The organism is Aquaspirillum sp. LM1 (genome assembly GCF_002002905.1).
Classification (GTDB): domain Bacteria; phylum Pseudomonadota; class Gammaproteobacteria; order Burkholderiales; family Aquaspirillaceae; genus Rivihabitans.
Genome location: NZ_CP019509.1, coordinates 1,993,951 through 2,011,634 on the forward strand (window position 1 = coordinate 1,993,951; position 17,684 = coordinate 2,011,634).

The window sequence follows — 17,684 nt, forward strand, 5'->3', positions numbered from 1 at the left end:
CGAGCATCGCAGCCAGCCCGGGGGCAGTCCGGCCTGGTTGTTTGAGCGGCAGCGCAGCTGACGCGAGTTTCCGGGACGGCCCGGGCTGGCGAGAAGCACAGGGCACCGCCGACGCCGCAGGCGGCGGACAGGCGCGCGTCCCGGGGTCGCCTTTCTTTGCCTACTTTCTTTGGCGAAGCAAAGAAAGTAGGGCGCGCACGGGGCGCATCCCCGTCTCAATCCAGCCCCAGCCCCTCTGCGCGCAGCGCAGCCAACCCACCGCCAACCTACCCCCTCACTCCACCTCCAGCTCCGCCACCCGCAACGCCTCCCCACCACTCACCTGCAACTGATGACTGCCGCACAACGGACACCCACTCACCCGATCCCGCACCTCCACCGCCTGCGAACAGGCCAGACACCAGCCTTCGGCAGGCAGGCGGCGGATATGCACCTGCGCGCCGGCCATCAGCGTATCGCGCATCACCACCTCCAGGCTAAAAGTCAGCGCCTCGACCTCTACGCCGGCCAGTTCGCCAATTTCCAGCCAGATGGCCTTTACCCGGCTGAAGCCTTCCGCTTCGGCGTGGCTTTCCACCAGACTGACAATGCTTTCGGCCAGTGACATTTCATGCATGGGAACGGCTGTCCTTTACGGTAATGGTCCAGGCCACGCACGGGTCCAGCCACAGCGCGGCGCGCTCGGCGGCGTACCCGGCCTGCTCGGGCAAGGCGCGGTCCAGCGCCGCCGCCCACGCCCCTTCGGGATGAAAATTCCAGGCAGTGGGCGGCAGGATGCGCCAGTCGGCCACCTGGCCGGCAGCGTCCAGCGCCACCGCGTGCAGCAACAGCCCGCGCGCGGTGTCCACCGCCGCCACCGCGCGTTGCCCATCCAGCGCCACCGCGCGCGCCTGATAACCCGCGCTGCCCTGACTCAGACGCACCAGTTCAACCAGCCGCGCCAGCATGCGTGCTGCTGGCCAGTATTCGGCGGCAAACAGGCCGGCCACCCAGTTGGCCTGGCGCGCCAGCGGGCCGGTTTCTGCCGGGCTGCCCACCCAGGTAGGGGCCAGGGCAAAGGCATCGTCGTCGAGCAGGTCACGGCCCAGCGCGGCCAGTTCGCGTTCGGTCGGAAACCCCAGCAAGGGCATGCCGCCGCAGGATTCGGCCATCAGCTCGGCCAGCCGCCAGGCGTACTGGGTGTGACGTTGACGTGCCCAGGCCAGCCAGCCGTGGTAGCCGCGTGCCAGCCAGTCGGCGCAGGGTTCGCCCAGCACAAATTCAGCCAGCGCGTCGGCCACCGCGTCTGGCCGGGTGCGCAGCGCCGCCAGAAAATCCGCGTCCGGGCTGTCGCCGCAGGCGGCGGGCCAGTCCAGCGCCACCCGGCGCAGCATGTCCTGGCGGGCTTCGGCTTCCACCGCAGCCAGGGAGGCGGGGTCGGCCTGGGCTGGGCCATTCAGGGCGGCCACCGCCAGGCTGGCGGCCAGGCCATGTGCATGACGGCACACGGTAAACAGCGGCGGCAGGCGCTGGGCGGCGTCAGCCGGGCTCAGGCCGGCACACAGGCGGGCGGCCAGCGCCGGGCGGTCAAACCGGCTGTGGCAGTGGGTCAGGGTGTGGCCATCGTGAAGCACGGTCAGGCTCAGATGGCCGGCAAGGTCAGCAGGGGTCATGCGCGCAATCCAAACAGCCGACGCCGCGACAAATCAGGCGCGGGCGTGGCCGGAAACAGCAGGTTCATCACTTCCTCAGCCGTGGCCCGCGCCGCTGCCTGACTGGCAAATTGCCACATCGGCGAAAACAGCGAAGCTTGGCGGTAATGGCCGAGCGCCGGCTCGAAGGCCCCGGCAAAGTTTACCGGGCCATCGGGCAGGGCAATGCTGTGGCTGCCATCCAGCGCCAGCGGCGCGAACGGGACAGTTTCCGCCAGTGCCAGCAAATTCATGCACCAGGGGGTGATCAGCACGCCCAGCCAGCTATCCTGCCACAAGCGAAAGCCCACCGCCTCTACTTGAATGGCCGGATTGAGTAACGGCACGTCGGCCATGCGCTCGGTCTGGATGCGCTGGAACACCGCACACAGGGTGGCCGACGGGTTCATTCCAGCACCATGAACTGGTCGCGCGCGCCATCACACACCGGGCATTTCCAGTGCGCGGGCAGCTCGACAAACGGGGTGCCAGGCGGAATCTGCCAGACATCATCGCCCTGGGCCGGGTCGTAGACATACCAGCAGATCTTGCATTCCAGCCGGGTGTCCGCCGTCAGCCGCTGGGCATCGCCCAGATAGCTGCCTTCAAACATGGTCAAATTCTCCCAGCAGCCAGCCATGCGCCTGGGCCAGGCGTTCGGCAGAATCGGCAATGTCCTCGCCGTCGGCCAGGGTCACGTCGGGGATGCGGGTGATTTCCAGCGTGTCCAGCAGCAGGGTGTTCATGGTGTTGAAATACTGCACCCGCCACACATGCACCAGCGCGGTGGCCAGCACCCGGCATTTGCCGTAGCCACGCGAAAAAATGCCCACCTGGCCTTCGCCAATCAGCCCTTCGATCCAGGCCATGTCGTCGGGGGTAACGGGCAGCAGGGTAAAGTTGATCACATGCGGGTGGTCCAGCGCCTGGCGCTGGCGGGCCAGCAGTTCCGCGCCAATTGGCGCCGCATTCATCAGGGTGGGCGGCAGGGCCGGCAGGCTGTCCAGCCAGCGGCTGCTGGCCTGGGCGCGCTCAATCAGCACGCTGGGCACCGGGGCAATTTCCACCGCATCGCCGGTTTGCTCGCCGGCAGCGTTGAACGTACACACCCGCCACACCCCGGCAAACACCGATTCCTGGATACGCACTTCACCGCCGTCGGCCAGCAATGCCCTGGCGCTGACTTCGCCTTCGCCCAGTACCTGGTTGATCAGGGTCAGGTCGGCTGCCGGCAGGCCGGCCAGCGAGCGGCTGAGGCTGCCGGCAGCCGGGGTCCAGCGGGTGGCCAGTTCGGCCAGCTCGCCCACCACCGCCAGTGCGGTGTTCAGATGGCGAATGTCTTCCGAGCTGGGCAGCGCCGGCATGGTGAAGCTGTCCATCTGTACTGGCAGCGGCATATAGGCCAGATCGGGGTCTTCAGGTTGCGAACCGGCCCCGACAAAGGCCACCACGGGAAGGGGAAACGGTTTCATGCGCACGCTCCTGGCGAGGTCGGGCTGGCCACCTTGATGCCGATGGCCGGTGGGCGGCTGACCGGTCGGGCCAGCACAGCCTGAATGTCCTGCTGATATTCGCCCCAGCCACGCAAACCGGCCAGCGTGCCCAGATAGCCGCCGTCGCGCAAAAACAGAAACGCCGGGTATTTCATCACCCCGTACTGCGCCTGCAGCGCAGCGTTGTCCGCCGGGTGCAGCAGACAGGGGGTAAGGGCAAAGCCACCATCCTTGAGCAGTTCGGGCAAAATCACCGCCGCATCGGCCACTTCTGGCAGGCGGGTGGGGTCATCGCTGCAAAACGCCACAATGGCACCGTGCTGGCGGGAAAATCCGTCCAGTTCGGCCAGGCGCAGCAGCGGCCAGCCACGCGCGGTCAGGCGGGCCAGCAGGGGGGTCAGGGCAGCGGAAAGCGGGGCAGTCACGCGGGGGAGCTCCATCAGGCAGGGGGTTGCAAAAAGTCGGGCAGTTGCGGTTCGCGGTTGATTAGGTCAGCAAAATGCGCGTCCAGGTCGGTGGCCCCGCCCAGTGCGGCGGCCACCGCGTCCAGCGCCTGCTGGATTTGCGCGGCGGTGTTGGCGTCGATCACTTCACGGGCGGCACCCAGAAAGGTCATCAGCCAGGTGCCAGGCGGCTGTGGCCCCACCAGCGACAAGTCAATGGTTTCCTCGCCTTGCGCGCCACGGCACAACGCGGTGAACGGCGAGTTCAGCGTCACAATCTGCAGGGGAATGCCCACACACATGGCTTAATCCTCCCGCTGGGCCAGCACCCGCGCATCGCCCACCCGACAGGCGTCTGCGGCGCTGGGCCGGCCTTGTTCGTAGGCAGACAGCGCCAGGCTGGCGTCGTGCAGGCCCCCTTGCGCCGGCTGGCTGCGCGGGGTCAGCGTCACCCCCCAGCGGGCCAGAATCCGGCAGGCATGGGTCAGTGCAGCGGGCAGCTGGGCACGCACCGCGTCGGTTAGGCTGCCGCCGTAGTCTTCCAGTTGCACCGGCTGCACCCCCACCAGCGCCAGCTGCGCCGGCCCCTGGCCGGACAGTTCGGCCAGCGCCAGCACTTCGGAAAACCCGGTCTGGTGCAGGCTCATTTTTTTGGCGGTCAGGTAGGCCGGCACGGCGTCGTCTTCAAATACGGCCAGCTCGCCAGGCGTCAGGCCGGCGTCGATGGCATCCAGAATCAGCAAATGGCTGGCCGACTGGACAATGGGCAACAGTGCCAGGCCCTGGGTGCCGCCATCCACCACTTCCACATGGTCGGGCAACGCCCAGCCGGCGTACAGCGCTTCGGCGGCGCGCACGCCAAAGCCTTCATCAGCCCACAGCAGATTGCCAATGCCAAGGATGACGATATGGGGAGAGTCAGTCATAAGGGCCGCTTGTTGGTGTGTTACGGGTGATGTAACACAGACACAAAGCGTGCCATGGGTCAAAAAAGGCGGTCAGGATAGATTTATGTTTTAGATCAGTAGCTTGCTGTGATTTATCAGATAGGGCCAGATTTTTACTGGTTATCTGATTTGCAGTTTTATACTGAAAACGAAAGTGATATATGCAGCTTGCTATCCATGGCTGCCGGGCCGGTAAGCATCTGCACCGCCGGCGCAAAAAAAAGCGGCGCCTGGGGGCGCCGCCAAACTCATCAACATCACTCAAACTTCACGCCTATCAGCGTAGTAGCCAGTCACCCAGATATGAACCGATCATTGGCACAGATACCCAAGGTCAGCGCACTCGCCTGCACGCGGGTATTTCAACGGGACGGCGACTCGACCACTTTCGGCATGAACCTCACCCGACTTGTCGTTCCCGCCTTCGCGGGAACGACACCTGAGGTGAAACTCATGCCGAAAGCGGTCTAATCGCCTGTCAGTCGATTCAGATCATGGTGACTGGCTACTAGTAGGACGCCCCCTGCTTCATCCCCCGTGGGTAAAATCAAAATCGCTGGCGCTGACCGAGCTGACGCCCACCAGGGTCACGCTGGGGCCACCGCTCAGGCTGATGGTGGTGTTGCCGTCGGCGCTGGTGACGGTGGCCACGGTCAGCAGTTCGGCATAGCTGGACACATGGCCATCGTGTACTTGCAGCAGGTCGCTGCCCTGGGTGAAGCTGGTGACCGTGGCGCTACCGCTGCCATGACCAAGGTCGATCACGTCCACGCCGGTACCGGCTGTCAGGGTCACCTTGCCCCAGCCCAGGTCGATATGGCTGCCGCCACTGCCGGCAATAATGCTGGTGATGCCGGATTCAGCGCGCACATTCAGGGCACCGCTGCCGCCGGTAATCACATCGGTGCCGCCGTGGGTGGTCACCAGCGTGGTGCCGGCCCCTGCCGTGACGGTATTGCTGCCGCTGCCCAGTTGCAGGCTTTGGGTGCCGCTGGCACCGGTGGTGATGGTGTTGTGACCACTGCCGGTGCTCAGGCTAAGGTCTGCCCCGTCCTTGAGCTGAAACACCTGGTCGCTGCTGTCGCCCTGGATGCGTTCAATGCCGGAAAACGCCGTCAGGCTGTTCAGGTTGAAGGTGCCGCTGCCGCTCAGGCTGAGGGTGTCCATGCCGGTGTCACCCACCAGGCTGTCGCCGCTGTTCAGTGTGGCCGCCGTGGCCAGAATCAGGTCGTTGCCGGTGGTGCCCACACTGTCCGCACCGCTGGTCAGGGTGACCGAGGTCACGGTTGCGCCCACGCCCTTGCCACCGCCAGCCAGCCCGTCATTACCCGGTCCGCGACCGTTGCCATGTCCATGTCCCATCAAGCTTCTCCTCTGGTAAAAACCGTTGAATCAGATGCTTGTCATGGTAAAAACTTCCGCCACTGTCGTCAGCAGCACAGAGGGTAAAGCTGGGTAAAGATAGGTAAACCGGGCCATCAGGGCGGCAATCCGCATCGGAGCGACCTGGCCGCTGTGGCTTATTTCAGCACGCTGCGCAGCCACTGGCCAATGGCCTGGATTTCTTCGATGCACACCGCGTGCATCATCGGGTAGGTGTGCCAGCTTACCGGCTGGCCGTGGGCCTTGAGCGTATCCACTGCGCGCTGGCCCAGCGCCACCGGCACGATATTGTCAAATTCGCCATGGCCGGCAAACACCGGGGTGTGCTGGTTGGCCGGATGGCGGTGTTCGCTCAGGTAGTCCAGGCTGGGAATATAAGTAGACAGGGCGATGATGCCGGCCAGGGTGTCCGGCTGGGTCAGCCCGGTGGTGTAGGCCATGGCACCGCCCTGGGAAAACCCGGCCAGCACAATGTGCTCAGCTGGTACGCCACGGCTGATTTCGCGGGCAATCAGCGCGTCGATTTGCGCGCGTGAGTCACGAATGCCGTTCAGGTCCACTTTGCGGTCGATCGAATCAATATACAGAATGTCGTACCAGGCGCGCATCACATAGCCGTTATTGCAGGTCACCGGCATGGTCTGCGCGTGCGGAAACACAAAGCGCACCGGCAAATCGTCGGGCAGCTCCAGTTCAGGCACGATCGGGGCAAAGTCGCTGCCGTCAGCGCCCAGGCCATGTAGCCAGATCACCGCGTGGCGGGGTGTGCCAATGCCGGTGACCACTTCAATGCAATCCAGGAGAGGGAGGCTCATCAGGGGGATCCACAAAAAATAAAATAAAAAACGGCATCGTTGCCGATGCCGTTTTTGTCGTCAAGCCAGCCGGCTTGTCAGCGGGGCTGAAGAGATTACTGCTTTTTCTCTTCGGCTGCCGGTGCTGCCGCCGGGGCTGCAGCGGCAGCTGCGCCACCCACGGTGCCCATGACTTCCCACTTGCCGCCCTTGACCTGGTAAACGGTAATCGCGCCGTCGAGCACGTCACCCTTGTCATCAAACTTGATCTTGCCCACCACGCCGTCGTACTCGATGCCAGCCAGGGCTGCCAGGTACTTCTTCGGGTCAGCCGAATCGGCCTTCTTCATCGCTGCTACCACCAGCTTGGTGGCGTCGTAGGCGTACGGGGAGTACAGCTGCACTTCGCCGTACTTGGCCTTGAACTTTTCGTTGAAGGTGGCAAAGCCCGGCAGTTGTTCCTTCGGCACGCCGGTATTGGAAGCAAACTGGCCTTCAGCCGCGTCAGCGGCCAGCTTGATGAATTCCGGGGTCTGGAAGCCGTCGCCACCGATCAGCTTGGCAGTGATGCCCAGCTTCTTGATCTGCTTGGCCATCGGGCCGGCTTGTGCGTCCATGCCACCAAAGAAGATCACGTCCGGCTTGGCACCCTTGATCGAGGTCAGGATGGCCATGAAGTCGGTGGCGGTGTTGGTGGTGAATTCGTGCTTGGCGATGGTGACGCCCTTGGCCTTGGCGGCTTTTTCCACTTCGTCAGCCAGACCCTGGCCGTAAGCGGTGCGGTCGTCAATGATGGCAATTTTCTTGGCCTTCAGCGTATCGGCGATGAAGTCGCCAATGGCCTTGCCCTGTTGCACATCGTTCGGGATCACACGGAAAGCGCTCTTGAAGCCCTGGGTGGTGTAGGCCGGGTTGGTGGCCGACGGCGAGATTTGCACGATGCCGGCATCGGCGTACACCTTGGAAGCCGGGATGGTGGTGCCGGAGTTCAGGTGGCCAATGACGGCGGCCACCTTGGCGTCCACCAGGCGCTGGGCAACCTGGGTGGCGATTTTCGGGTCAGCCTGGTCATCTTCGGACACCAGTTCGAACTTGACCTTCTGGCCGCCGAGGGTCACGCCTTCGGCATTCAGTTCGTCAACCGCCAGCTTCACGCCGGATTCGCTGTCTTTACCCAGGTGGGCGATCGGGCCGGTCAGCGGGGACACTTGACCCAGCTTGACCACCAGTTCGCTGGCAGCGGCGGGTGCCGCCGGGGCAGCGGCCTGTTCAGCCGGTTTTTGTTCGCCCTTGCCGCAAGCGGCCAGTGCCAGGACGGCGGTAGCAATAAGGCTCAAACGCGCATACTTCATGAAACTTTCCCCTGTGAAATTTTGGAAGGCCGGCTGATTATTCATGATGCGATTTCGCGCTGTCAACGCCGATTTGACAAGCGTTTGAATCTGTCGAGGATACAGCAGTGGCTTAATATGTTCCATTGCAGTGCACAAAAAAACGCGGCCCCTGTCCGGGTGCCGCGTTCGGGAGCATCACGCTGGGGTCAGTCGGGTTTTTTTCCGCTGTCTTTGCCCGCTGCTGGTGCATCCGCCTGTGCAGAATTTTCACCACCCACCACGCCAATCACTTCCCAGCGGCCCTGGCGAACCTGGTAAATCGTCACTGCCGAATGCTGGCGATTGCCCTGGGCATCAAAGCGGATCAGCCCGGTGGCCCCCTGATACTGGGTGGCGGCCAGCACCGGCAGATACTTGGCCGGGTCGGCTGAGCCGGCTTTCTGCATGGCGGCGGCCATCACCTTCACTGCGTCGTAGCTGTACGGCGAATAAATCACCACCTCGGCGTTGTATTTCTTTTTCAGCTTTTCGGCAAAGCTGGCGTAGCCAGGCAGTTGCTCTTTCGGTGCGCCGGCAGCCGAGGCGTACTGGCCTTCGGCGGCGTCGGCGGCCAGCTTGATGAAGTTGCCGGTTTGCGTGCCGTCACCGCTGAGCAGCGGGGCCTTCACGCCCAGCTTGTGCATCTGCTTGACCATTGGTGCCGCCTGGGCGTCCACCCCACCAAAGAAGATCAGATCCGGCTGCGCACCCTTGATGCCGGTGAGGATGGCCATGAAGTCGGTGGCGCTGGTCGAAGTGAATTCGCGTTTAACAATTTCAACACCCAGCGCCTTGGCGGCCTTGTCAAATTCATCGGCCAGCCCCTGGCCGTAGGCCGAGCGGTCGTCAATGATGGCGATTTTCTTGGCCTTCAGCGTATTCACGGCAAAATCCGCCAGCGCCTTGCCTTGCTGCACGTCATCGGCAATCAGGCGGAAAGTGGTTTTAAAGCCCTGCTGGGTAAATGCCGGATTGGTGGCCGATGGGGTGATCTGGCCAATATTGGCGTCGGCGTAGATTTTCGAGGCCGGAATGGTGGTGCCGGAATTCAAATGGCCAATCATGCCGGCAATTTTGGCGTCTACCATGCGCTGGGCAATCTGGGTGGCCATTTTCGGGTCGCCCTGGTCGTCTTCCGACACCAGCTGGAACGTCACCGGCTTGCCGTCCAGCTGGACGCCTTCGCTGTTGAGCTCGTCCACGGCAATTTGCGCGCCGTATTCGGTGTCCTTGCCAATATGGGCAATCGGGCCAGTCATCGGTGAGGCATGGCCGAGTTTGATCACCGTGGTGCCAGGCGCAGCCGCAGCAGCAGCCGGCTTGTCGGCAGATTGGCCACAGCCGGCCAGGGCCAGCAGGGACAGCATCAACACAGGATAACGGTGGGCAATACGCATAACCAGCTCCAGAAACAGTCAGTCAATTAAAACAACTCAGTCAATCATTGACATCATCGCAGAACCAGCGCGCTTGGCAATTTTACTCAGGGAAAATGGCTTTATCCTGACTGTTTATGTCGCAAAGTAGCAAAATCAATCAGGATGATTGCTGTTGGTGGCCATGGCGATGGCCAGGCAGGGGCTGGGGCGTTGTCGCGGCGTTGAGTTGAGAGAGGGGGACCTTGCGGCAGCCCTGTCCCACCGCTGCGGCAGGCGCAACCCCCTGGGCAAGCCTGGCTTGTCTGTTTCACGACAACGTTATGTCGTATTTTATATAGCCAGTTCAGCCCACACCGGCAAACCGCCACAAAACATCAGGCTTGCGTCTGGCGATTGTCCGCCGACACATGGCCGCAGCACGGACACGTCCGGCTGGTGTTCTGCAGCAGTGCGCCCATCAAGATCATCTGCCAATACATGCAGACCCAACACTGACCGCCGAAAGAACGCCTACGGCACCGCGCTATCCTTCCCCGGCCTGGAGGCCGAGGCTTGCCGCGCACCGGGTCAGTTGGCATGAGTGGGGATTTAAAGGTTTGCGCATGTATTCAAGTCGGCAAACCAAGCCGATCAAGTCAGCAAAGGATACGCTGAAAAAATTGTCATTCCCGCGAAGGCGGGAATCCAGTGTTTTGATTTTGCTGGGTTTTGCTTTTGGCAAACACGATTTTTCTGAATAAATCAGCGCGTCCCAAATGGCTGCCATTACAAGCCGCTGGACTCACGCAAATACGGCTGAATTGCCTTCAGCAGTTGCGGCGAATCCGGCTCGACTTCGGACGGAAACGCCCACACCTGCTTGCCGCCCGGCGCAATCACATATTTATGAAAGTTCCAGCGCGGCGGCTGGCCGGTGGCCGCGGCCAGCTGACGGTAAAACGGCATGGCCTGCGCGCTGCTGACCCGGGCTTTTTCGATCATCGGGAAATCGACAAAGTAAGTGAGCTTGCAGAACTCGGCCACCTCCTGATTGCTGGCCAGCTCCTGGTTGAAATCATTGCTGGGAAAGCCGATCACCAGCAAGCCTTGATCGCGCCAGCGCCGCGACAGCGCCTCCAGCGGCTCAAACTGGCGGGTATAGCCGCATTTGCTGGCGGTGTTGACCACCAGAATCACCTTGTTCTGGTGCGCACACAAATCCAGCGGCTGGCCTTGCAGCGTGGTGAAGCGGTGCTTGAGCAGCGGTGGGCAGTCGGCAGCATGGGCCAGGCCGGTACTGAAGGCCAGCAGCAGCGCGCTAAGACAAAAAAGGGGACGCAACATGACAGGTTCTCCAAGCGCATGCGCGAGGCGCGCGCCAAATGATCAGGCAATCGTTTCAACATAGAAGCGGTTGCTATGGTTGTCAATGTTTTGTCATGGACAAAATAAAACACCACGCCGGCATGCCGACATGGTGTGCGTGGCAGACGCCTACCCTAACGGTCATTGTACGGTTGCGTGCTACCCCACCCCATCGTGTAGCAGGGGTCCGTCCAGATTGGTCAAGGTGTACTGCACACGGCGTGTAGGCCAATATTCATGCCTCTGTCGCTAAATTGCCACAGTTTTATCTCCGTATGAATACGGAATTTGCCATCATCATGCTAGCGTTAGGTAGTTTTGCGCTGGTCAAACCTGATCGTCAGTCCCTAAGCTGGGTTCATCGCCACGCCGCGCCAAGCATCTGCCCAGATGCACGCTGACGGGCTTTTTCTGACAGACAGGATTTGATCATGCCCAACCTTGCCACTGCCCGAACCAGTCTTACCCAAATAGCGCGTACTGAACGCGCCGTGCCCAGCATCAAGCCAGCGGCCAGTGAGTCTGCCCGCCGTGCGCCCTGGCTGGCGCGCTTGCGTCAGTGGCTGCGTGGCGATACACGCCTGGCGGAGCGGCTGAATGCGGTGGATTGGTCGCTGTAAGTCATGCTAAGGATGCGCTGATTTATCCATAAAATCGTGTTTGCCAAAAGCAAAACCCCGCCGCCAATCCTGGCAACGGGGTTCTTGTCTATCCGGGCAACACCTGCATGCCCACGGGGGGTAGAGCGACGAACAAAACTCAGCGCAGCGATTCTGGCTAGGCGCACGACCGCAGGCAGTACGAGACGTACGGCAAGGTCGGGAAACAACGCCAGGAGGGTTGTACGTGGTAGTTCGGCGCTTCCTGACCCAAGCACAGAACCCTGTGCTTAGCATTCACGCATCATCTGCTTATGGTAATGGCTGTTTCTTTACTCTCAAATGGAATGGATTATGCTAAATATTACTTCCTCGCTGGCCAGCATTGGTCAGATATTGCGTGCCAACAATAGCAAACCTGCCGTCACGCTGCCCTCCACGCCAGCTTCCACCCGCAACCCAGCCAGTGCCGCCAGCATCTCTGACCAAGGGCAGGCGATGTTGGCGCAAGAGGCAGCCAAGGGCGCTACATCTTCTGCTGTGCAAGGCGAACTGCCTGTGGAGATGTATCAAATTCCACCATGGTTGGCTTCCGTGCTGCCCATGACGGGAGGTGAGTTGCCAAAATTGTTCAATGGTTTTGGAGATAGCCATCTTACGTTAAACAAAAGTTTCTTATATGATGGAAAAGATCAAGAACGGGCAGACTACACAAAAATTTTTAACATGCACTGGGAAAATGTTTTACAAGAGCACAATATTAATACCACCGAAGATTTTTATCAAAAAATTATTGTGGATAAGAAATTTAGTGAAAATATTCATCAACAGCTAAAAGAAGTTATTCAGGGTGACCGTCAAATGATGAGTTTGGCTACCAAATTCAATTGGACAGCAGAGTAGCATTAATTTTGGCATTTGAAAATTTAGCAACTGAGAAGTATTTAAATTATCTTGACTTGTTTTTATAAATTTTATTTCTAGTTTTTTGGTGTTTCGGTAAAATCTGCGGGTCGCTGTGCATGAGCTGGCCAGCCAGTGGGCAGGAGAGTCTTTGATTATTGATCATGAGAATTTTCCCCGGCGCTATCGTCACATGCTGGCAGTGCCTTCTGATGACACACCAGAGCAGGAGCTGGTGCGCAGCATGCAAAGAGCTCGCTTGAACTAAGCCAAAGTTTGGCGCGCCATGGCTTTGGCTTTTCCAGTGTTTCTTCCTGGCCATCGCTAAATGGACAAAACCCCGCCGCCAATCCTGGCAACGGGGTTCTTGTCTATCCGGGCAACACCTGCATGCCCACGGGGTTGTTCAGTCCACGTGGTAGTTCGGTGCTTCCTTGGTGATCTGCACATCGTGCACATGCGATTCACGCATGCCTGCCGAGGTGATTTCCACAAACTCGGACTGGGTGCGCATGGCGTCGATGCTGGCGCAGCCGCAGTAGCCCATCGACGAGCGCAGGCCGCCCATCAGTTGATGGATAACGGCAATCACCGAACCCTTGTACGGCACACGGCCTTCGATGCCTTCCGGCACCAGCTTGTCGGCGTTGGCTTCGTTGTCCTGGAAGTAGCGGTCGCTGGAGCCTTGCTGCATGGCACCCAATGAACCCATGCCACGGTAGCTCTTGAACGAACGGCCCTGATACAGTTCGATTTCGCCCGGCGCTTCTTCGGTGCCGGCCAGCAGGCCGCCCAGCATTACGCAGTTGGCGCCAGCGGCAATGGCCTTGGCGATGTCGCCGGAGAAGCGGATGCCGCCGTCGGCGATCATCGGCACGCCAGTGCCCTTCAGCGCTTCAGTGACATTATGTACAGCAGTCAGCTGCGGCACGCCCACACCGGCGACGATGCGGGTGGTGCAGATCGAGCCGGGGCCGATGCCCACTTTCACGCCGTCAGCGCCGGCGTCCACCAGGGCGCGCGCGGCGGCGGCGGTGGCGATGTTGCCGCCGATCACGTCCACTTGCGGGTAGTTTTGCTTCACCCAGCGCACACGGTCCAGCACGCCCTGGCTGTGGCCGTGGGCGGTGTCCACCACGATGACATCCACACCGGCGTCCACCAGACGGGCCACGCGTTCTTCGGTGCCTTCACCCACGCCAACCGCCGCGCCCGCGCGCAGGCGGCCTTGGTCGTCTTTGTTGGCAAAGGGTTTTTCGCTGGTCTTGACGATGTCTTTGACCGTCATCAGGCCCTTGAGCTCGAAGTCGTCGTTGATGACCAGCACGCGTTCCAGACGGTGGGCGTGCATCAGTTCGCGGGCTTCTTCCAGCGCCGCGCCTTCCTTGACGGTGACCAGACGCTCGCGCGGGGTCATGATGCTGCGCACCGGAGCGTCCAGGCGGGATTCAAAGCGCAGGTCGCGGTTGGTGACAATGCCCACCACCTTGCCGTGCTCGATGACCGGCAGGCCGGAGACTTTTTTCTCGCGCACCAGACGGATGACCTCACCGACGGTCATTTCCGGCTTGATGGTGATGGGGTCTTTGACAATGCCGGATTCGTGACGCTTGACCCGCGCCACTTCGTCGGCCTGCTTGGCCGGAGACATGTTTTTATGGATGATGCCAAGTCCGCCTTCCTGGGCCAGCGCAATGGCCAGGCGGCTTTCTGTCACGGTATCCATCGCGGCAGACACCAGGGGCAGGTTCAGCCGGATATTGCGGGTCAGCTGAGTGGCCAGGGTGACATCACGCGGCAGAATGGCAGAGTGGGCGGGGACGAGCAGAACGTCGTCGAAGGTGTAAGCTTTCTGGACGATGCGCATGGGAATTCCTTTGCGGCAAAGGTCTATTATACCGACACTTTATGGGATTGGGCAAAAAAGCGTAAAACGGCCTGCGGCCAGGGCGATTTGGCCTTGGCCGCAGGCGCATTTTGTGAGCGCGTCTTAGCTGGCCCCGCGCCTCCATGGCACAATGCGCATCCTGCCTGCCGGATGCCTGCTCTGCCATGTTCGACCCGAAACCTGTTCTGGACAGCCTGCCCGCCCTGCCTGGCGTGTACCGCATGCTCGACGCCGACGTCCAGGTGCTGTACGTCGGCAAGGCCATCGACCTGAAAAAACGGGTCAGTTCGTATTTCCAGAAAACCGACCTCAGCCCGCGCATTCAGTTGATGGTGCGCCAGATTGCCGCGATTGAAACCACCGTGGTGCGCTCCGAGGCCGAGGCGCTGATTCTGGAAAACAACCTGATCAAGGCGCTGGCCCCCAAGTACAACATCCTGTTTCGCGACGACAAGTCCTATCCCTATCTGATGCTGTCCGGCCATGCCTGGCCACAGCTGGCGTATTACCGGGGGGCGCTGGACCGTCATCACCAGTATTTTGGCCCTTACCCAAATGGCTACGCGGTGCGTGAGTCGATTCAGGTGTTGCAGCGGGTGTTCCGCCTGCGCACCTGCGAGGACAGCGTATTTACCAACCGCTCGCGCCCGTGCCTGCTGCATCAGATCAAGCGCTGTTCGGCACCGTGCGTGGGCCTGATTGATGCCGACAGTTATCAGGCCGATGTGCGCCATGCGGCGGCGTTTTTGCTGGGCAAGCAATCCGAGCTGATCGACGACCTGTCGGCGCAGATGCAGGCGGCAGCCGAGGCGCTGGCATTCGAGCTGGCGGCCACGTTGCGCGACCAGATTCAGGCGCTGGCGCGGGTGCAGGAGCGCCAGTTTGTCAGCAGCAACGCCACCCAGCTGGATTGTGATGTGATTGCCGCCGTGGTGGCCGAAGGGCTGGCGTGTGTCAATCTGGTGATGATTCGCGGCGGGCGTCATCTGGGCGATAAAAGCCATTTTCCGGACCGCGCCATCGAGATGGACGCCGGCGATGTGCTGGAGGCGTTTCTGGCCCAGCATTATGTGGGCGCGCCCATGCCGCCGCTGATGCTGGTCAACCAGCCGGTCAGCGAGGCACTGGTGACGGTGCTGCAGGCGCAGGCCGAACACCGCCTGGCGGTGGTGCATCACACCGTGGGCGAGCGGCGGGTGTGGCTGGAGATGTCGGAAAAAAACGCCCGGCTGGCCATCGACCAGCGTGTATTGTCCAAAGCCACGCAAAGCCACCGGCTGGCGGCGCTGGCCGAGGCACTGGCGCTGCCGGGGGTGGAGCGGATGGAGTGCTTTGACATCAGCCATACCCTGGGCGAGGCGACGGTGGCGTCGTGCGTGGTGTACGACCATGGCGGCATGCAGTCCAGCCAGTACCGGCGCTATAACATCAGCGGCATTACCCCCGGTGATGATTACGCGGCGATGCGCGACGCGCTGACCCGCCGCTACAGCAAGCTGGCCGACGGCGAAGGCCAGTTGCCTGATGCCTTGCTGATTGATGGCGGCAAGGGCCAGGTGGGCGTGGCGATGGCGGTGCTGGACGAGCTGGGTTTGTCGTCGCTGCCCATCATTGGCGTGGCCAAGGGCGAGGGGCGCAAGCCGGGGCTGGAAACGCTGATTCTCCCACGCGAACAAAAAACGTTACAATTGCCGAAAGATCATCCGGCGCTGCACCTGATCCAGACCCTGCGCGACGAGGCGCACCGCTTTGCCATTACCGGCCACCGTGCCCGACGGGCCAAGGCGCGCACCACCTCGCGGCTGGAGGATATCCCTGGTATCGGGGCCAAGCGTCGCCAGCGCCTGCTGACCCGCTTTGGCGGGCTGAAGGGGGTGATGGCGGCCAGTGTGGATGAACTGGCCCAGGTAGAGGGCATCAGCCATACCCTGGCCGAGGCTCTGCACCGGGCTCTGCATTAAGTGTCAGTGCCGCGCACAACCCCCACCTGGTGTGGTGGCGCGGCCTTGCCGTACGGCTGTGTCTTGCCTGCGGCAGCACGCCTGACCAGGAACGCTACGCTGGGTGTTTGTTGGCAACGCGCAAAACGGGCCGGGGCAGTCCACCAGCACCATGTCTGTATCAATTCATCCCGCAGGGCCCTGGCCCTGCCCGACCAACCGATTGCCGATCCGCAGCGCCTTCTGCCCTGCCGGCAGAAACGTGCCAGCCAAGACCCATGCCGTTCAATTTTCCGATTTTCCTGACCTGGTTGCGGGTAGCCCTGATTCCGGTGTTTGTGGTGCTGTTCTATCTGCCTGACAGCTGGCTGCCGCTGGCCGGGCGCAATAGTCTGGGCGCGCTGATCTTTGCCCTGGCGGCGGTGACCGACTGGCTGGATGGCTTTCTGGCGCGCAAGTGGGAGCAAACCTCGGCGTTTGGCGCGTTTCTCGACCCAGTCGCCGACAAGCTGATTGTGGCCGCTGCGCTGATTCTGCTGGTGGAGCTGGACCGCACCCAGGCCTGGCTGGCGATGGTGATCATTGGCCGCGAGATCACCATTTCGGCGCTGCGCGAGTGGATGGCGCAGGTGGGCGAGCGGCGCAGCGTGGCGGTGGCCTATATTGGCAAGCTGAAAACCGCCGCACAGATGGTGGCGATTTTGCTGCTGTTGTACTGGCAACCCATCGTGCCGGGAATTGATACGCCGATGCTTGGAAATTTTTTAATGGTGATCGCAGCAATTTTGACTTTATGGTCAATGGCTTATTATCTGCAGATGGCCGGGCAGCAGTTACGTGCCGAAAAAAAATCGTTGTGAGGTGTTGACAGCAAAAAAAACTTGCTTATAATGCGCAGTCTCTTGCAGCGATTAACTGCAACGAAAGACACAGCGCGGGAATAGCTCAGTTGGTAGAGCGCAACCTTGCCAAGGTTGAGGTCGCGAGTTCGAGCCTCGTTTCCCGCTCCATTCTTTCGTTACAGATTAACAGCAAACAAGTTCTGGCCATGCGGGAATAGCTCAGTTGGTAGAGCGCAACCTTGCCAAGGTTGAGGTCGCGAGTTCGAGCCTCGTTTCCCGCTCCACCCCGCCAGAAGGTGTTTGTACCAGTCGCCGCAAACGCGGGAATAGCTCAGTTGGTAGAGCGCAACCTTGCCAAGGTTGAGGTCGCGAGTTCGAGCCTCGTTTCCCGCTCCATTTCATATCGGCAAGCTGCCGTCATCCATCCTGTCAGGATTATGCGCAGCTCGCTGGTTCGCCTACGGCGGGGTAGCAAAGTGGTTATGCAGCGGCCTGCAAAGCCGTCCACGCCGGTTCGATTCCGGCCTCCGCCTCCAGACTCAAGCCCTGAATGCTGATTCAGGGCTTTTTTGCGTTTGCCCTGTCCCTGAAAGAAACGCTGGCCGGCACGGCGTGTGACGCTACCGGGCAAGAAAAATGCCACTTCTGTTTAATCCCCCCGCTTTCCTGGCTACACGCCATTCGCA

The 17,684-nt window shown here is 61.2% G+C and carries 19 protein-coding genes and 4 tRNA genes; 9 read left to right on the forward strand and 14 right to left on the reverse strand.

Going from position 1 to position 17,684, the window contains the following annotated elements; genetic code table 11:
- Positions 1-274: 274 nt before the first annotated feature.
- From hypA to hybD, 8 genes are read right to left on the reverse strand one after another with little or no spacing between them, the layout of a single operon-like run.
- The gene (gene hypA / locus BXU06_RS08460; RefSeq protein ID WP_077298629.1) at positions 275-616 is read right to left on the reverse strand and encodes a hydrogenase maturation nickel metallochaperone HypA; all 342 of its coding nucleotides are present in this window, start codon (positions 614-616) and stop codon (positions 275-277) included.
- Positions 609-1,652, reverse strand: coding sequence for a hypothetical protein (locus BXU06_RS08465; protein ID WP_077298631.1), 1,044 nt, complete (start codon positions 1,650-1,652; stop codon positions 609-611). The genes hypA and BXU06_RS08465 overlap by 8 nt, the downstream gene beginning before the upstream one ends.
- Positions 1,649-2,080 (reverse strand): [NiFe]-hydrogenase assembly chaperone HybE, encoded by a 432-nt coding sequence (gene hybE / locus BXU06_RS08470; protein WP_077298633.1) that lies wholly within the window; start codon positions 2,078-2,080, stop codon positions 1,649-1,651. The genes BXU06_RS08465 and hybE overlap by 4 nt, the downstream gene beginning before the upstream one ends.
- Positions 2,077-2,283: a rubredoxin gene (locus BXU06_RS08475; protein WP_253189426.1), complete on the reverse strand. Its 207-nt coding sequence runs from the start codon at positions 2,281-2,283 to the stop codon at positions 2,077-2,079. The genes hybE and BXU06_RS08475 overlap by 4 nt, the downstream gene beginning before the upstream one ends.
- The gene (locus BXU06_RS08480; protein WP_077298637.1) at positions 2,276-3,142 is read right to left on the reverse strand and encodes a hydrogenase expression/formation protein; all 867 of its coding nucleotides are present in this window, start codon (positions 3,140-3,142) and stop codon (positions 2,276-2,278) included. The genes BXU06_RS08475 and BXU06_RS08480 overlap by 8 nt, the downstream gene beginning before the upstream one ends.
- A complete protein-coding gene (locus BXU06_RS08485; protein ID WP_171982165.1) occupies positions 3,139-3,588 on the reverse strand; it encodes a hydrogenase-1 expression HyaE in 450 nt (149 codons plus the stop codon). The genes BXU06_RS08480 and BXU06_RS08485 overlap by 4 nt, the downstream gene beginning before the upstream one ends.
- Positions 3,589-3,602: 14 nt before the next feature.
- Positions 3,603-3,902, reverse strand: a complete 300-nt coding sequence (locus BXU06_RS08490) for a HypC/HybG/HupF family hydrogenase formation chaperone (RefSeq protein ID WP_216352448.1) — start codon at positions 3,900-3,902, stop codon at positions 3,603-3,605.
- A 9-nt stretch (positions 3,903-3,911) separates the two neighbouring features.
- Positions 3,912-4,532 (reverse strand): HyaD/HybD family hydrogenase maturation endopeptidase, encoded by a 621-nt coding sequence (hybD, locus tag BXU06_RS08495; RefSeq protein WP_077298643.1) that lies wholly within the window; start codon positions 4,530-4,532, stop codon positions 3,912-3,914.
- Between the two features lie 108 nt (positions 4,533-4,640).
- On the opposite strand from hybD, the gene BXU06_RS17370 reads away from it, so the two are divergent.
- Positions 4,641-5,024: a hypothetical protein gene (locus BXU06_RS17370; RefSeq protein WP_150125158.1), complete on the forward strand. Its 384-nt coding sequence runs from the start codon at positions 4,641-4,643 to the stop codon at positions 5,022-5,024.
- A 57-nt stretch (positions 5,025-5,081) separates the two neighbouring features.
- Here BXU06_RS17370 and BXU06_RS08500 read toward each other — a convergent pair whose 3' ends face one another.
- The 5 genes from BXU06_RS08500 to BXU06_RS08520 all read right to left on the reverse strand — a co-directional run bounded on the left by BXU06_RS08500 (position 5,082) and on the right by BXU06_RS08520 (position 10,805).
- Positions 5,082-5,915 carry a calcium-binding protein gene (locus BXU06_RS08500; RefSeq protein ID WP_077298645.1) on the reverse strand — a complete coding sequence of 278 codons (834 nt, stop codon included), beginning with the start codon at positions 5,913-5,915 and terminating at the stop codon, positions 5,082-5,084.
- A gap of 158 nt (positions 5,916-6,073) precedes the next feature.
- Positions 6,074-6,751 (reverse strand): alpha/beta hydrolase, encoded by a 678-nt coding sequence (locus BXU06_RS08505; RefSeq protein ID WP_077298647.1) that lies wholly within the window; start codon positions 6,749-6,751, stop codon positions 6,074-6,076.
- Between the two features lie 95 nt (positions 6,752-6,846).
- Positions 6,847-8,082, reverse strand: coding sequence for a branched-chain amino acid ABC transporter substrate-binding protein (locus BXU06_RS08510; protein WP_077302768.1), 1,236 nt, complete (start codon positions 8,080-8,082; stop codon positions 6,847-6,849).
- Positions 8,083-8,270: 188 nt separating this feature from the next.
- Positions 8,271-9,500: a branched-chain amino acid ABC transporter substrate-binding protein gene (locus BXU06_RS08515; RefSeq protein ID WP_077298649.1), complete on the reverse strand. Its 1,230-nt coding sequence runs from the start codon at positions 9,498-9,500 to the stop codon at positions 8,271-8,273.
- A gap of 747 nt (positions 9,501-10,247) precedes the next feature.
- On the reverse strand, positions 10,248-10,805 hold the full coding sequence (locus tag BXU06_RS08520; protein ID WP_077298651.1) for a glutathione peroxidase: 558 nt from the start codon (positions 10,803-10,805) through the stop codon (positions 10,248-10,250).
- A gap of 452 nt (positions 10,806-11,257) precedes the next feature.
- Here BXU06_RS08520 and BXU06_RS17380 point away from each other — a divergent pair, with 452 nt between their 5' ends.
- Together BXU06_RS17380 and BXU06_RS08525 are read left to right on the forward strand one after the other, a co-directional pair.
- Entirely contained in the window at positions 11,258-11,446 is a 189-nt protein-coding gene (locus BXU06_RS17380) for a hypothetical protein (protein ID WP_150125159.1), read from the forward strand.
- Positions 11,447-11,779: 333 nt separating this feature from the next.
- On the forward strand, positions 11,780-12,328 hold the full coding sequence (locus BXU06_RS08525; protein ID WP_077298653.1) for a hypothetical protein: 549 nt from the start codon (positions 11,780-11,782) through the stop codon (positions 12,326-12,328).
- Positions 12,329-12,734: 406 nt separating this feature from the next.
- Here the strand turns inward: BXU06_RS08525 and guaB are convergent, their stop codons facing one another.
- Complete coding sequence (gene guaB, locus BXU06_RS08530) at positions 12,735-14,195, reverse strand: IMP dehydrogenase (RefSeq protein WP_077298655.1); 1,461 nt, start codon at positions 14,193-14,195, stop codon at positions 12,735-12,737.
- Positions 14,196-14,380: 185 nt separating this feature from the next.
- Between guaB and uvrC the strand changes: the two genes are divergently transcribed.
- From uvrC to BXU06_RS08560, 6 genes are all read left to right on the forward strand, one after another.
- On the forward strand, positions 14,381-16,177 hold the full coding sequence (gene uvrC / locus BXU06_RS08535) for an excinuclease ABC subunit UvrC (RefSeq protein ID WP_077298658.1): 1,797 nt from the start codon (positions 14,381-14,383) through the stop codon (positions 16,175-16,177).
- Positions 16,178-16,434: 257 nt separating this feature from the next.
- Positions 16,435-17,016, forward strand: a complete 582-nt coding sequence (pgsA, locus tag BXU06_RS08540) for a CDP-diacylglycerol--glycerol-3-phosphate 3-phosphatidyltransferase (RefSeq protein ID WP_077298660.1) — start codon at positions 16,435-16,437, stop codon at positions 17,014-17,016.
- Positions 17,017-17,090: 74 nt separating this feature from the next.
- Positions 17,091-17,166: transfer RNA gene (locus BXU06_RS08545), tRNA-Gly, on the forward strand.
- A gap of 40 nt (positions 17,167-17,206) precedes the next feature.
- Positions 17,207-17,282: transfer RNA gene (locus tag BXU06_RS08550), tRNA-Gly, on the forward strand.
- Between the two features lie 36 nt (positions 17,283-17,318).
- Positions 17,319-17,394: transfer RNA gene (locus BXU06_RS08555), tRNA-Gly, on the forward strand.
- A 66-nt stretch (positions 17,395-17,460) separates the two neighbouring features.
- Positions 17,461-17,534, forward strand: a tRNA-Cys gene (locus BXU06_RS08560).
- Positions 17,535-17,684 lie beyond the last annotated feature (150 nt).